Origin of the sequence: Mycobacteroides chelonae, assembly GCF_016767715.1 — a bacterium.
Lineage (GTDB): Bacteria > Actinomycetota > Actinomycetes > Mycobacteriales > Mycobacteriaceae > Mycobacterium > Mycobacterium gwanakae.
This window is the reverse complement of sequence record NZ_CP050145.1, coordinates 2,671,240-2,685,661: the sequence shown is the minus strand read 5'-3', so window position 1 is coordinate 2,685,661 and position 14,422 is coordinate 2,671,240. Positions and strand designations below refer to the sequence as shown.

The 14,422-nt window shown below is 64.4% G+C and carries 15 protein-coding genes and 1 tRNA gene; 7 read left to right on the top strand and 9 right to left on the bottom strand.

Annotated features, from left to right (window positions below):
* The first annotated feature begins 4 nt into the window (after nucleotides 1-4).
* Complete coding sequence (locus HBA99_RS13190) at nucleotides 5-1,987, top strand: glycosyltransferase (RefSeq protein WP_070930912.1); 1,983 nt, start codon at nucleotides 5-7, stop codon at nucleotides 1,985-1,987.
* 12 nt (nucleotides 1,988-1,999) lie between these two features.
* Entirely contained in the window at nucleotides 2,000-3,028 is a 1,029-nt protein-coding gene (locus tag HBA99_RS13185; protein ID WP_081347760.1) for a glycosyltransferase family 4 protein, read from the top strand.
* Here the strand turns inward: HBA99_RS13185 and HBA99_RS13180 are convergent.
* Complete coding sequence (locus HBA99_RS13180) at nucleotides 2,993-4,087, bottom strand: glycosyltransferase family 4 protein (RefSeq protein WP_070952535.1); 1,095 nt, start codon at nucleotides 4,085-4,087, stop codon at nucleotides 2,993-2,995. The two genes, HBA99_RS13185 and HBA99_RS13180, sit on opposite strands and share 36 nt — an antisense overlap.
* Nucleotides 4,088-4,129: 42 nt before the next feature.
* On the opposite strand from HBA99_RS13180, the gene HBA99_RS13175 reads away from it, so the two are divergent.
* Nucleotides 4,130-5,164, top strand: coding sequence for a glycoside hydrolase family 6 protein (locus tag HBA99_RS13175; RefSeq protein WP_157859007.1), 1,035 nt, complete (start codon nucleotides 4,130-4,132; stop codon nucleotides 5,162-5,164).
* Here the strand turns inward: HBA99_RS13175 and HBA99_RS13170 are convergent.
* A complete protein-coding gene (locus HBA99_RS13170) occupies nucleotides 5,161-6,237 on the bottom strand; it encodes a class I SAM-dependent methyltransferase (protein WP_070952635.1) in 1,077 nt (358 codons plus the stop codon). The two genes, HBA99_RS13175 and HBA99_RS13170, sit on opposite strands and share 4 nt — an antisense overlap.
* 42 nt (nucleotides 6,238-6,279) lie before the next feature.
* On the opposite strand from HBA99_RS13170, the gene HBA99_RS13165 reads away from it, so the two are divergent.
* On the top strand, nucleotides 6,280-6,837 hold the full coding sequence (locus HBA99_RS13165) for a dTDP-4-dehydrorhamnose 3,5-epimerase family protein (protein WP_070952534.1): 558 nt from the start codon (nucleotides 6,280-6,282) through the stop codon (nucleotides 6,835-6,837).
* A gap of 5 nt (nucleotides 6,838-6,842) precedes the next feature.
* Here HBA99_RS13165 and HBA99_RS13160 read toward each other — a convergent pair whose 3' ends face one another.
* The 5 genes from HBA99_RS13160 to HBA99_RS13140 form a co-directional block, all read right to left on the bottom strand.
* Nucleotides 6,843-7,868: an NAD-dependent epimerase/dehydratase family protein gene (locus HBA99_RS13160; protein WP_070952533.1), complete on the bottom strand. Its 1,026-nt coding sequence runs from the start codon at nucleotides 7,866-7,868 to the stop codon at nucleotides 6,843-6,845.
* Nucleotides 7,865-8,548: a PIG-L deacetylase family protein gene (locus tag HBA99_RS13155; RefSeq protein WP_070952634.1), complete on the bottom strand. Its 684-nt coding sequence runs from the start codon at nucleotides 8,546-8,548 to the stop codon at nucleotides 7,865-7,867. Before HBA99_RS13155 ends, HBA99_RS13160 begins: the two co-directional genes overlap by 4 nt.
* Nucleotides 8,545-9,333, bottom strand: a complete 789-nt coding sequence (locus HBA99_RS13150; protein ID WP_030097751.1) for a glycosyltransferase family protein — start codon at nucleotides 9,331-9,333, stop codon at nucleotides 8,545-8,547. The genes HBA99_RS13155 and HBA99_RS13150 overlap by 4 nt, the downstream gene beginning before the upstream one ends.
* On the bottom strand, nucleotides 9,330-10,592 hold the full coding sequence (locus HBA99_RS13145; protein WP_030097752.1) for a class I SAM-dependent methyltransferase: 1,263 nt from the start codon (nucleotides 10,590-10,592) through the stop codon (nucleotides 9,330-9,332). Before HBA99_RS13145 ends, HBA99_RS13150 begins: the two co-directional genes overlap by 4 nt.
* Before the next feature lie 73 nt (nucleotides 10,593-10,665).
* Nucleotides 10,666-11,142 (bottom strand): nuclear transport factor 2 family protein, encoded by a 477-nt coding sequence (locus HBA99_RS13140; RefSeq protein WP_046253741.1) that lies wholly within the window; start codon nucleotides 11,140-11,142, stop codon nucleotides 10,666-10,668.
* Between the two features lie 147 nt (nucleotides 11,143-11,289).
* Here HBA99_RS13140 and HBA99_RS13135 point away from each other — a divergent pair, with 147 nt between their 5' ends.
* Nucleotides 11,290-11,658, top strand: coding sequence for a hypothetical protein (locus HBA99_RS13135; RefSeq protein ID WP_030097754.1), 369 nt, complete (start codon nucleotides 11,290-11,292; stop codon nucleotides 11,656-11,658).
* 6 nt (nucleotides 11,659-11,664) lie between these two features.
* Here the strand turns inward: HBA99_RS13135 and HBA99_RS13130 are convergent, their stop codons facing one another.
* Both HBA99_RS13130 and HBA99_RS13125 read right to left on the bottom strand, forming a co-directional pair.
* Nucleotides 11,665-12,204 carry a hypothetical protein gene (locus HBA99_RS13130; protein ID WP_070947524.1) on the bottom strand — a complete coding sequence of 180 codons (540 nt, stop codon included), beginning with the start codon at nucleotides 12,202-12,204 and terminating at the stop codon, nucleotides 11,665-11,667.
* A gap of 87 nt (nucleotides 12,205-12,291) precedes the next feature.
* Nucleotides 12,292-12,368 (bottom strand) — tRNA-Leu (locus HBA99_RS13125).
* A gap of 124 nt (nucleotides 12,369-12,492) precedes the next feature.
* Here HBA99_RS13125 and HBA99_RS13120 point away from each other — a divergent pair.
* Together HBA99_RS13120 and HBA99_RS13115 are read left to right on the top strand one after the other, a co-directional pair.
* Nucleotides 12,493-13,110, top strand: a complete 618-nt coding sequence (locus HBA99_RS13120; RefSeq protein WP_057969092.1) for an ANTAR domain-containing response regulator — start codon at nucleotides 12,493-12,495, stop codon at nucleotides 13,108-13,110.
* A gap of 97 nt (nucleotides 13,111-13,207) precedes the next feature.
* On the top strand, nucleotides 13,208-14,392 hold the full coding sequence (locus tag HBA99_RS13115; protein WP_030097757.1) for a branched-chain amino acid ABC transporter substrate-binding protein: 1,185 nt from the start codon (nucleotides 13,208-13,210) through the stop codon (nucleotides 14,390-14,392).
* Nucleotides 14,393-14,422 lie beyond the last annotated feature (30 nt).

Sequence of the window (14,422 nt, the reverse complement as noted above, 5' to 3'; positions counted from 1 at the left end):
CCACATGACTAGGACTAGGCACCGCGAACTCGATCGGGCCTACCTGCCGCCGCCTCGGGTGAGCGAAGTGCATGGGGGTACCGCAGTGTGCATCGTGGCGTATGGCAGGCCAGATCTTCTCGCGGCCTGTCTGACGTCCTGCCGCGAACATCTTGGCGATCTGCCGGTGTACGTATGGGACAACTCGGCGCCGGACTACCCGGGCATGCAGGCCGTGCGGGCGAGCTATCCCGCCGTGCAGTGGCACGGTACGGGTGAAAATCTTGGATTCGCGGCGGCCGTCAATCGATTGGCAGATCTCGCGCCGGGAGCGCATCTGCTGCTGTTGAATCCCGATGCCACTGTGCGGGGGGCGCTCACGCTGACCCGCGCCCAGATCGCGAACGAAACCAAGGTGGCGGCGGCAGCACCGCCGATAGAGGCGGCCACCCCGCACCCCGGTGAGCTTTCGTGGGATAACGCGCATCGCACTCCCAATCTGCTGCGGGCGTTGGTGTCACGCGTGGGCTACGCACCGGCCTTGCGCGGCCGGGTTGTCTCCGAGCTCTACCACAAACGCCCCACCGATGTGGACGGATATCTCACCGGGGCTTGCCTGTTGGTCAACCGGCAGGCCTGGAATGAAGTCGGCGGCTTCGACGAGGAGTTCTTCCTCTACGGCGAGGAGGCGGATTGGCAGCTGCGCGCCCGGTCCGCGGGCTGGCGCCTGGTTCTCGTCGATGAACCCGGTGTCATGCATAGCGCCAAGGGGACCGTCGCAGGAGATGAGCAGCGCAGCATCCGCTCCGACGATCTGCTGCGTGCGAACATCGCTTTGACACTGGAGCATTCGAGGGGAGTGCGCACCGCCGATCTTTACCTGGCAGGGACTTCCGTGTTGGACCGGGTACAGCCGGGAGCCCGGCGGGCACGCGCGGCGCGGATCGGAGCTGGCTCGGGACGCCCACAGATAATCCTCACCACGAATCGGTTGGTGTACGGGGGAGCCGAACGACAGCATGTATTGCTGGCCACCGAACTGGACAGACGTGGATACTCGGTCACCATCGCATGCATGCAGCGATTCGGCCCGTTGGTGGCCGAGGTCCCGCCGACGGTGCGCGTGGTACGCCAACCCTGGTGGTGCCCCGCCTTTGAGACCGCCGATGGTCCCACGATCCTGGTGTCGGGGGACACCAACACCGAGACCGGGTGTGCAACGCTGTGGCGCGCATCCGGACGGCACCGCAGATGGCTGGTGGCGGCGCATATCCCGCCCGAACTGAATACGGGCACCTATTCGGCACCGCTCGCGAGGGCGATGAGCCGGGCCGACGGGTTCATCGCGCTGTCGCAGCGGCACTGGGACGAGGTGTCGGCACACCAGCGGGTGGGTACCCGTTTCTTCACCGCTCCCAACGGGGTCGTCAGCCGTCGCGAACTTCCCGAGCAAGCACCCGAGCGCAGGGAACCGGACGGCCCGTTACGTTTTGTGATGCTGTCTCGCATAGTCGAACACAAGAACCCGCATCTGCTGGTGGAGGCGCTGAGCGGTTTGACCGAATACGACTGGCAACTCTCGATATTCGGTGACGGGCCCGATCGTCAACGATTGGAAGCCCTCACCCCTGAGTCCGTGCGCGATCGTGTGCACTGGCGGGGCTGGTCGCCAGGACCCGAGCATGCGTTGGCCGATTGCGACGTGCTCTGCGTGCCCAGCCGAAGCGAGGCCTTTCCCCTAGTCATTCTCGAAGCAATGGCGCGGGCCGTGCCGGTCATCGGTTCCGCGGTGTGCTCGGTGCCCGACATGCTCGACCACGGTAGCGGTGTGGTGGTCGACCCTATCGATGTGCCGGCGTGGCGGACCGCCCTCGAGAATGCCCTTACCGCGCCCGGCCACCTGACAGCGTTGGGGCGTAAGGGATTTGACCGGATGCGTGATCTGTACACCATCGAGACAATGGCGGACTCGTACGAGGAGGCCTTCACCGCGGTGTTCAAGGGTTGATGCCGGATGAGAATCCTGTGGTTGTCTCCGTGGATGCGTCCCTTGGCGCGTGTGCATGCCGAGGCGCTGCGAGCCCGGGGCGCCGCGGTGCTGTTGGTGACCTCCGATCAGCATCCGGAATCCGGTCCGGCGCGGGACTGCGAGCTGGTCCTGGAGCCGTCCCTCAAGGAACCGGCCGGCTGGGTGTCATGGGCACGCACGGTGCCGCAAGTCCGGGCCTTTCGGCCAGACGTGGTGATCGATGAGCTGGTCCGCGACCCGCGTTGGCAGGTGTTCGGCGCGGGGCTGCCGCGCGTGCGACTCATCCACGATGATCGGCCGCACGACGCCTCCGAAGAGGTGCCGCGGTGGAGAAGCGCCGCGTTCCGCCGGTGGGACAAGAACACGGCTCACCGGGTGGCGTTCAGTGATTACGTCGCACGGCGGATAAGCGCGCGTGAGTCATCTCCGGTCGGGGTGGTTCCGCTCACGAGTGATCTGGACCCGCAACGGGTCCCGCCCTTCGTTCCCGCGGGCGGGCGCCGGGATTTCGTACTGGTCGGGCGACTCAACGGCTACAAGAACGTCGGCCTCATCCTCGATGCGTGGCAGGCGCATGTCGATGGTCCGGCATGGCAAGGCGATAACCTGGTGCTGATCGGTGACGGCGATATCCGCAGGGCGTTACCCGACTCGGTGCGGTGGATTCGCGGACCGTACAGCTACGATTCTGTGCTGCAACCTCTTTCAGGGGCCAAGGCATCAGTCGTGCACTACCGTCAAGCATCGCAGAGCGGTGTGCAGACGTTGTCGATGCAACTCGGGGTGAACGTCATCGTCTCCACCGAGGGAGCATTGCCGGAATTCCAGCCGCCCGCGGAGGTGGCACTGCACCGCGACGACACCTCCGGACTCACCGCCGCGTTCGACCGTCATGCCGATCCTGCCGTCGCCGCTCGACTCGGCTGGGAGGCTCAAGCGCACTACACGCAAAACTTCACCGCGGATCACGCCGCCGCCAAGTTGTTAGCGATCTGCGAGCGACTTCCACGTCCGCACTAGCTGCGCCTCCCAGCCCGCGATATCGAGACCGCGCACCGTCTCGCGCGCGGCGGCCGCCAGCCGGCGCCGCTCCGTCTGGTCGGTGCTCAGCCGGGTCAGGGCCGCCGCCAACGCGTCGACATCGCCGGGCGCCACCAGTACGCCGTTCTCTCCGTTGCGCACCACCTCGGCAATCGACCCGACCGGTGAGGTGATCACAGCAACGGCGGCGCCCATGGCCTCCAGAAGCGCCATGGGCAGCCCCTCGGCATAGCTGGGCAGCACGAAGATATCTGCACCACTGAGCAATTCGGCACCGGCGGCCGCGTCCAGCCAGCCGTGCACGGTGATCACGTCCGCGACATCGGCTGCCGTGACCGCGGCACGCGCCTCCTCCACCTCGCCATCGCCGGCAAGGTGTATACGCAGTGACGCGCGAACCTCGGGCGCCAGTTCGGATGCGGCCCGGATGATGTCGTAGGTGCCCTTGCGCTGTCCGAGCCTGCCCAGACTCACTGCCGTCACCGTGCTGCCGCGCGAGGACGCAGGCTCGTCGGGGATGCGCACCGGATTCTGCAGCACGGACACTCGTGCGGGATCGAGCTGCAGGCAGGTCGCGTACTCGTCGGCGAGTTCGCGTCCCAGAATGATCCATCGATCAGCGGGTAGTGCTCGCCGCACACCGCATTGCACCGCAATGTGCTGACTCCGGTACCAGCCGCAGAAGTCGAAGCTATGCGCATGGATAAGTGCCGGCACTCCACGGATGCGCGCGGCCCACAGCGGCATTGCCTTGCGGGCGACGCTTCCACCATGGCCCAGGTGCACGTGCAGGACGTCAACGCGCCCGGTGAGGACCAACCACGATGACGCCATCATGCCGCGCACGCCGACCCACAACCAGCGCCACCGCGCGGCATCGACATAGGTGGGCACCACGCGCACGGTCACGGCAGGGTCAGTCAACGCCGCCATATGCGCCATGACGGTTGCCATACCTCCGCGGCTCTCAGGACTCGCGGGGGCAGGCCCGATGGCCAGGACGCGCACCGGCGCCGGCCCGGGGGCGGAGTTGGACACGGGCCAAGTGTAGAGGTCAACAGCTCGGTATCGTTCCCCGTTGTGACCCGTGCGCCCGCGGCCAGACACCGCCGCTCATCGGTGATGTGCGCCGCCGCGCTCGCGGTGTTGGCACTGGTAGCTGCGATGGTTCTGGCACGCGACTCCAGCAAGTTCCAGCACCCGGATGCCTCGGACACGACGGCTCGCCGGCTCGATACCGGCCCGTTGGTGCCGAACTCGCTCGATGTGCAGTGGTGGGTGCGCGATCACCCCAATGATCCGCGCGCCGAGGCAATCCGGGATCGGATCGCACGATACCCAATCGCGATGTGGGCCATCGGCAATGACGAGGACGACAGCCGCAACATCGGCGATATCGTCGAGCGTGCACGAGAGGCCGGCGGCACCGCGCAATTGACGCTGTACAACATTCCGGATCGCGATGACGGCTTCTCCGGGCCTCACCGCGCCGTCACGCCTCAGATCTATCGAGCCTGGATCGACCGAGTGTCCGCACTGGTGGGGGACACCCGGCTGGTGCTGATAGTGGAACCGGACGCGCTGTGGTTCGCCGATCGACAGTCTCTGGAGGGCACTGATTTTGACGATCGGATCCGTTCGTTGCGTTACGCGGTGCAGACCTTCTCGGCCCATAACGTCAACACCCGCGTCTACGTGGACGCGGGAACCTCATCCGGTTCGGTGACACCCGAGCGGATGGCGGCACTGCTGGCGAAGGTGGGCGTCTCCGACCGCGTAGGGTACGCCGTCAATGTGTCGTCCTTCGCGCCGACCGCCGAGATCACCGCCTATGCGCAACGCATCAGGGCGGCGTTGCAGCAGTGGTTCGGTGTCCGCGATCCACGCTATGTCGTCGACACATCGCAGAATGGCAACCCGGACTGGAACTTCGATTGGTGCAATCCTGCCGGCCGCATGCTCGGTGCATCGCCAGTGGTGCTGGGACAACCCGACGGTCTGGACATGAACCTCTGGATCCTCGCGCCGGGTAGCTCCAACGGCCCCTGCGGCATCGCCTCCGACGCACCCGGCGGACAGTTCAGCCCGGCGCTGGCGTCAGTATTGCTGCGCTAGCACAGTCCGGTCATCCAGCGGCCTTCCAGCTCCGGAAAGCGCAGGCGGACTTCCGCATACAAATCTGGCAGGGTGAGCAGCACCCGGTCGGGATCGGCAATCACCAGATCCTCGGGTGACACGATCGGGATATCCGTTCCGGGCATGCGTCGTCCCTGCTTGGCAGGAGATGCATCGGCGACCGCTATCACCGACTCCGTCGTCAGTCCGGCACGATGAAACAGCGCCACCGCCCGTGACGGTGCTCCGTACGCGTACACCCGCTCTCCGCATGCACGTCTTTCATCAAGCCACTGCGTGAGGCGCCGCACCTGCTGGTCCACCTCATGCTGCAGCTCGACGAAGCGATGCGGATCGACAGCTCCACGGGCTTCTTCCCGCGCAACGATCTGCTCTGCGGCAGGCGGCAGGGGATGGTCTCCGTAGCGCGCCGCCACCAACAGAGTGCCGCCGTATAGGTCGAACTCCCATACCGCCACCACGGACATACCAGTATCGGCAAGCATTCGGCGCAGCGCGGTGAGTGAGTAGTAGGCGAAATGTCCATGTCGTAGCGAATTCCACTGACCCAGTTCCAGGATCGTGGCTATCGAGTGGAATTGCAGAAGCAGCACACCCTCGGCAGCGGTCCGGCGGACGCGCGTGTGGATAGCTTCGGCCTGGTCTCTGTCGTGCATCATGCCGAAGCTATCCAGCACCAGGTCCGCGGGGCCGTCAGGGGCGAACTCAAAACCCCTGGAAAAGACGAGATCCAGCCAGCTGCCACCATGAGGGCTGGTGAATTCGTAGACGGTGCGCCCGCTCAGGAGCCCGGCGGCGTCAACTCGGGCAACAGCGTCGGCTGCCTGATCGCGCAGGGCTTGCGGCTCCACGGCACGCGGCTCCTCGGTGTCCGTGTCATCGACATCGAGCTGCGCGAGGCCACAGTCGTTGCACAACACCATCGCCAAGGGATGTACGGCGTCGGACTCGGGTGCGCTGGAAGCGGCGGGGAAGTGATCGGCGGCGGGTACGGCGCCCAGGTCCAGCACCCGGTGCAGTCCCCGGCCTCCGCAATACCGGCACGTGATCACCGTTGGCACCACAACGTTTCCTCAGTACGGCAGGATGGCGGAGTGCGCATCCACACCACCGAGATCGACGGCGTACTGCTGATGGAACCCACGCCGCACCTGGACGACCGTGGGTTCTTCACCCGAACATTCGACGCCGCCACATTCGACGAGTACCAGCTCGCCGCGGGTGCCGCGGTGCGGGCCGCCGATTTTTTGCAGGACTCCCAATCACGTTCGCGCCAAGGGGTATTGCGCGGTTTGCACGGACGCTCGGGCCTCGGCGAAAGCAAGCTGATCCGCTGTGCGCGCGGCGCCGTATTCGACGTGCTGGTCGACGCACGTCCCCAATCACCGACATTCGGACGTTGGCAGAGCTTCACTCTCGACGATTCCACCTTCGCGCACCTATTCGTCCCGTCCGGCATATTGCATGGCCATCAAGCGCTGACAGAGTGGGCCGACCTCTGCTATCGCATCGACCGGCCGCACGATCCCACCGAGGATGTCTCGGTCGCCCATGACGATCCCCAGCTCGGCATCGACTGGCCGCTCCCGGTTACCGTCATCAGCGCCAAGGATGCCGCGGCGGGCAGTTGGGCCGCGTTGACCGGGCGCTGACCGGGTCACCGCGCGACCGGGCGCAGCGTGTCGTCTACTGCTCCGGACTCACGCAGATTCTTCAAATGCGCCAGGCGGGTGAAGGATTGGCGAAACAGTGATTCGGTGAGATTGCCGGCCACGCACTCCTCGTAGAGCTCCTTGGCGCCGGCCGCGATCGACCATTGCGCCCGGTATCCGGGCAATGCGGCACGGATCGCAGAGAAGTCGACGCGGTACGAACGAGGATCCGCACCCGTCTCTCCGGTGATGGCCAACGTGGAGTTGGGCACGGCGGCGACGGCCGCCTCCGCGATCTGTGCAACCGTCTGGTTGTTCTCCTCGGTACCGACATTGAAGGCCGCACAGTGGATTACGTCCTGGGGGGCCGTGAGGCATTCCAGGAATGCCGATCCGATATCGCGGGCGTGTACCAGGGGCCGCCATGGCGTTCCGTCCGAGAGCACCCGGACCTCGCCGGTGAGAACCGCGTTGCCGACGAGGTTGTTCAGCACGATATCGGCGCGGAGGCGGGGCGAGTACCCAAAGGCTGTGGCGTTACGCAAGAACACCGGCGAGAAGGAGGAGTCGGCGATGGCGGCGACATCGTCCTCGACGCGGACCTTGCTCTCCGCGTACGGGGTCAAGGGTTTCAGCGGGGCGCTCTCGGTGACCAGGTCCTCACCCGCCGAGCCGTATACCGAACATGTCGATGCGTACAGGTAACGGCTGACCCCAGCGTCTTTGGCCAGCTGCGCCAGGCGCACGGAGGCGTGGTGGTTGATGTCGTAGGTGAGGTCCGGCGCCAGCGCGCCGAGCGGATCGTTCGAGAGTGCCGCCAGGTGGATCACCGCATCAAAGCCTGCCAGCTGGTCCACCGTCACGTCGCGAAGATCCACCGCGAGCGACGGCGGTTCGACGAGTTCCGGGCCCAGTACACAGTCGGCGAAAAGCCCCGAATCCAAACCAACCACATCGTGACCGGCCGCGGCGACCATCTGCGACATCACGGTGCCGAGATAGCCCTGATGTCCGGTGATGAGAACCTTCACAGCGCTGCTCCTAGTGGGGATGTCGCCGACGGTGCGGCTCCGAGTTCGATCGTTGCCTTTTCCAGTACGAACGCTTCGGCGTACCGGTGGCGGCACTGCACGCCGCGGACGCGCGCCACGGCAAGAAATGTCTCGTGGTCGAACCAGTCATGGGGGCGTTGCGACGGATAATGCGCGTAGATCAGATCTGCCTTGTTGCGGGCGATGTGGTCAGTCAATGGCTGAAATACGGTGGGTGTCGGGGTATCGGTTTCCCACTTGATGATCTCGTAACCGAGGATCAGATGGTCACGGAACTCGGTGGGCGCCAGTGTTGCCAGTAGCCGGTGGTCCTGGTGGGCGTCGCGGCGTTGCGGAGCGAAAACCAGCGAGGCGCCCGACTCACGGCGAAAAGCCGATAGCGCGTCCTTGATTTGATTCCAATGTGCGGGGGCTCGTCCGTCCGGAAAGTCGAGTACGTCGACGGTCACTTCGGCCCCGGGGCACAAGGCCGTCAGCGCGGCCCGCTCCTCAGATTCTCGTTCTGTGCCACCGCCCGTCAGCACGAGTGCCCGGACCCGCAACCCGGGGCGGCGAGTCGCCATCGTGAGCAGGGTGCCACCCATGCCGATCGCGATATCGTCGCAATGTGCTGCCAGCAAGGCGATTTCGTCGACGGTTCCGGTGTTGAGTTCGATCACGTGGTGGCGGGCTCCTGCTCCCAGACCATCCATGGGCGCACGCCCTTGCGGTAACCCTCGTCAAGCTCGGCGCGTTCCTTGAAGGTGTCGGCCGGCTTCCAGAATCCGTTGAACTTGTAGCCGAACATCCTGCCCTCTTTGGCCAGCGACCCGCAGGCATCCTCGACGAGGTCGCCGCCCGCGGGCAGATAGTCGAAGACATCCTGGGAGAGCACGAAATAGCCGCCGTTCTCCCACATGTCGAGCTTGGAGACGGCGGTGATATCGGTGATCGATCCACCGTCATTCACGTCCACGGTGTGGAACGACGATTGCGGCGGAACCAGGAGCATGGACGCGGCGGCTCCGGAATCGTGGAACTTGGCCACCAGATCGTCCAGGGGAGCGTTGGTGAGAACGTCCGCGTAATTGGCCAGGAAGTAGCGATCGTCGCCGAGGTGGTGACGTACTCGCCGCAGCCGCTCTCCGATGGGCGATTCGGCGCCGGTGTCGGCGAACGTGATGGTCCAATCGGCGATATCGGACTTCAACAGCCGCACCTGGCCCTCGGCCAAGACGAAATCGTTGGATTGCGCCTCGTTGTAGCCAAGGAAGAAGTCCTTGATGGCCTCAGCGCCGTAGCCTAAACACAGGATGAATTCCTTATGTCCATGGTACGCATAGTATTTCATCACATGCCAGATGAGGGGGCGCGGTCCGACCATCTGGAGCGGCTTAGGGATCACATCGCCGGCGCCGTTGCGCATGCGCATGCCGAAGCCTCCGCAGAAAAGCACGACCTTCATACCGATGCTCCTTCGGGCTCAATATGGGGTTCGACGACGTGTAGCTGCGGCAGGGGGTAGACGAGCCTTCCACCCCATTCGCCGATATGCCGCAACTGCTGGGTGATCTCGGCTTCCAGGTTCCATGGGAGCACCAGCACCACGCCGGGTTTGTCTTCATCGATTCGCTCGGGGGAGTGCACCGGGATGCGGGTACCGGGACTGAACATGCCTTGCTTATAGGGGTTTCGGTCAACCGTGTAGCTCAGAAGGTCGGAGCGGATGCCGCAGTAGTTCAACAGCGTGTTGCCCTTACCGGGCGCGCCGTAGCCGACGACGGTCTTGCCCTCTGCCTTGCAGGTAAGCAGGAATTGCAAGAGCTCCAGGCGGATTCGTTCGGTTGTCGCACGGAATCGCTCATATCCGGCCAATTCATGCAGACCTGCCCGCCGTTCCAGCTCCAAGACCTCGGCGACCGATGGCGCGATCTCGGGCCGGCATTCGCGAGGGCGCGCCCACACCCGTATCGAACCACCGTGTGTGTCAAGCAGTTCGACGTCGACCACTTCCAGATCGCCTACAGCGAGCGCTCTTTGAGCCGCTAATACGGTGTAGTACTGGAAGTGTTCATGGTAGATGGTGTCGAACTGGCCGAGCTCGATGAGGTTGAGCGCATGATGTACCTCGATGCTCACCCAGCCGTCATCGGCAACGAGCCCCCGCAGGGCTCGCGTGAATCCCCGCAAGTCAGGGATGTGCGCGTACACGTTGTTGGCCGCGACCAGGCGGGCCGGACCGTGTTCCGAACGGACGCGGGCCGCGGTGCCCTCGTCGAGGAAGGCCGTCAGGGTCGGAACGCCCTTGTCGCGCGCCGCCTGTCCGACGTTCACCGAGGGCTCAATGCCCAGGCAGCGGATTCCCTCGGCAACGGCGTGCTGTAGGAGGTAGCCGTCGTTGCTGGCCACCTCGATCATGAAGTCATCCGGGGCGTCGGGAGAAAGTCCCAGGCGCGCAATCGAGTTGGTGACGTATGCGCGGGCGTGATCGACCCAGCTGTCGGAGTACGACGAAAAGTATGCGTACTCGGTGAAGTTGTCCTCAGGGCTAATCAACGCAGGGATTTGCAGCAACATGCAGTCGCGGCAAAGCCGCAGGTGCAGGGGATAAGTGAGTTCCGGCAGATCCAGCTCATCGGCGTGCAGAAACTTCTGGCAGGGTGGGGTGGCACCCAGATCGACGACGCTGAGCAGCTCCGTCGAGTCGCAGAGGCGACAGCGCACCGGTTTCTCCTATGCCAGCTATGTGGAGTACGGATGTCTCCAAACCCGGCGATAGGTTACCCGGTTCTCGGCGCTACTGCGACCAGCGGTTCGCGATCAGGTTGAAGCCGATGTCCTTTGTGTTCTGCATGGCCTCGTAGAGGCGGTAGTACGAGATGTAGCTGATCCGCCACTTCCCATCGGCGTCGCGGCGGTAGCGGTCGGTGTAATACGAGGTCCCGGTGATGAGGACGCTGTGTGCCGGGACGATGACGACGTCGCTCATGGCCCAGCTGCCGGTAGCGGTGTCGCCGTCCACCGCGATCTCTGGATGGCTCATGGTGTGCACGCTGGTGATATCCGTGGTCAACGATGACCGCATGTAATCGACAACACCGGTGCGCGAGGTGAACTCGAGGGGCGCGCCATGCACTGCGGTGCCGTAGGTCGCCTCAACATCCTCGGTGAGTGTGTCGGCGAACTCGTCCCACAACTTGTTGTCGAGGGTGCGGGCGTAGCGGTACTTGAGTTCGGTGATCTCGTGGATGTCGACGAGGGTCTCGGGGGTCATGCTGGCCAGTCTTAGCACGCGGCGAGGCGTCGTGTGCGACATCGGCAGGGGTTAGACATGGTGTGCGGTTCCTACCAAGGTCATCTGCAAAAGCTGTGTGTGGGAGTACATTTGTCCTGTATTCGTCCACCCTTTGAAGAGGTGCCCATGAACTCATTCACCCGTTTTGTCGTGGCGCCCGCGGCCGGCGTCCTGGCAGCTGCGTTCGTCGGATTCGGAGCGGTGGCTTCGGCTGATCCGTCGCCGGCACCTCCGGTTCCGGGCGCACCCAACTCGCCGTCGCATGGATCACTGGTCGATCAGCCGAGCAACGACGGGAACAGCGGCTGGGGCTACCTCCCCGGCGGCGCCGGCGCTCAGTGCGAGAACGCCTGGGTGGTGTGCGGTTCCGACAACAACCCACCCGAGTCCAATATCGCTCCCGGACATGACGATGACGGCGGCTGGGTCAGTGCACCCGGCGAGACCGGCTCCGACTGCGAGAACCCCGGGGTCACCTGTACCGACGTCGGCTAGGCGCGGTCAATACATCTGGCCGTAGGCCATCGATACCCAGCTGTGCTGACCGGCGGCTCCTTGCACCTTGATGGTGTGGGGGGCCGCCGGATTTGCCTTCACGGCAAGAAGCATCACGATCACCCCGGGCTTGCTGGGGTCGTCGCCACATATGCCGCCGCCGGGTATCGGGGTGTTGTCCAGCGCGATGTTCACGGCCGGGCCGCCGGTGCAGAGGGCCGCGATGTAGGCCGCCGGGCCCGACGCTGATGGTTGGGGCGCTACCGGGATGTCATAGCTGCCGGTGCCGTCCTTCGTGGCGGCGATGACGGGGTTCTGCAGGCTCCGGAAGGTATCGCGGATGCGCTTGGCCGGGTCATCCGCGTCGGCCTTGGCAGTCGGCGCGAGGGAGGTGGACCGGGGGATGGTCGAGGCGGCGAAGGTCTTCGTGGTGGCCGTCGACGACGCCGTGTCCGATATGCGGGTAATACCGGGCGATGTTTGGCACGCTGCGACCGCAGAAGCGCACACCATAAGCGTCAGCACACCCACAGTTGCTCGGTTCATGCGGGGAATCAAAGCATGACGGCCGCGATTCGCGGCGCCCTTGGTCGAGTTTGGACTCCATATCGCGGAGCTATGGCGTGGTCTTTCTGGTGCCCTCGGTGAGATTCGAACTCACACTGCACGGGTTTTGAATCCGTTTCCTCTGCCAGTTGGGATACGAGGGCCTGGCGTTACTGCCGTTTTGGTGTCCAGCGGCCAGTCGCGCGATCTCCAACCTTAAGGGATGGGGAACATCACTTTCACCAGGGTATCGCCGTACATACGACCACATGCGTCACAATGGTCGCCATGACCGGCCCTCAGAACACCGAACCGGCGGCGCCCGCCCGCCGTGTGCTCGTCGCCGAAGACGAAGCCCTCATCCGCCTCGACCTGGTCGAGATGCTGCACGAGGAGGGCTATGACGTGGTAGGTCAGGCCGGGGACGGACAAGAAGCCGTCGACCTCGCCCAGGAACTCAAACCCGATCTGGTGATCATGGACGTGAAGATGCCACGTCGCGATGGCATCGATGCCGCCTCGGAGATCGCCGCCAAGCGCATCGCGCCGATTGTGATCCTCACCGCATTCAGCCAGCGCGACCTGGTGGAGAAGGCCCGCGATGCCGGCGCCATGGCCTACCTGGTGAAGCCGTTCTCCAAGACCGATCTGGTACCCGCCATCGAGGTCGCCGTGAGCCGTTTCGGCGAGCTGACCGCGCTGGAGAAGGAAGTTCAGACGCTCGCCGACAGGTTGGAGACCCGCAAGCTGGTCGAGCGCGCCAAGGGCGTTCTGCAGTCGACCCAGGGCCTGTCCGAGCCAGAGGCGTTCAAATGGATCCAGCGCGCCGCGATGGACCGCCGCACCACCATGAAGCGCGTTGCCGAAGTGGTGCTGGAAACACTCGATACCGACGCGCCGAGCTGAAACTCGGGTAAGCACTGCGCGTTGCCCCGCGGTTGGCTATGTTTTCTGATCAGCGATTTTGTTATGACCTGTCAGCCCCAGCCATCCGGAGGTAATCGTGCGTGCACGCGCGAGTGTGATCATGCTGGGCGCGGTGTCCCTCGCCCTGGTCGGTTGTCACGCCGGCACTCAGTCGGACGAGTCCAATCAGACCAACCTGAAGATCTCGCCGTTGGTGCAGATCGCTCAGGATGGGACCGAGGTGCCCGCGTCGAACGTGAAATCAGCGGCCGATCCTGCCGGTGACGGAAAAGCACAGTGCGCCAACGTTTCCCTGGCGATGGCCGGTGCGCTCAACGGTCCCGATGCCGCGCTCGGGATCAATATCCTCGACGGGGCGAAACTCGCCGTCGACAAGCACAACGCCGCAAATCCCGGATGCCAGATCAAACTCCGCGAGTTCGATACCGAGGGCCTGCCGCAGAACGCGAGCAACATTGCCCCGCAAATCATCGGCGACCCCACCATCGTCGGACTGATCGGGCCGGGGTTCTCGGGGGAGACGAAGTCGACGGGCCAGATCTTCAGCGAGGCAGGTCTGGTCTCCACGACCGCCTCGGCCACGAACGTGACGCTCACCCAGCAGGGCTGGAAGACGTTCTTCCGCGGGCTTGCCAATGACGGCGTGCAGGGTCCCGCTGTCGCCAACTACCTCAAGAAAACGCTCGGGTACAAGAAGATCTGCGTCATCGACGACAGCACCGACTACGGATCCGGGCTTGCCAACGCGGTTCGCGGGACGCTCGGGACCGACTGCAATGCCTCGGTGAAGAAGGGGGACAAGGACTTCTCCGCGGCGGTCACGCAGCTCAAGAACGCCGCACCGGACGCGGTGTTCTTCGGTGGCTACTACGCCGAGGCGGCTCCCTTGGTCCAGCAGCTGCGTAATGCCGGAGTGACCGCGACATTTGTGTCCGCGGACGGGGCAAAGGATATGGAGTTCGTCAAACAGGCCGGTGATTCCGCGAAGGACGCACTGCTGTCCTGCCCGTGCGGGCCGGCTTCGGACACCTTCTCCAAGGAGTACACCGCCAAGTTCCAGCAGGAACCGGGCACCTACAGCACCGAGGGATACGACCTGGCCACCATCCTGGTCAAGGGCATCGACGCCGGAAAGACCACCCGAGCGGGGTTGCTTGATTGGGTCAGGAATTACCAGGGGCAGGGTGTGGCGCGTGAATACAAGTGGAACGAGAACGGAGAGCTAACCTCGACACTTATCTGGGTGTATAAGGTCACGTAGGACATACGAGGGGACTAGGCTCAGCCGCAA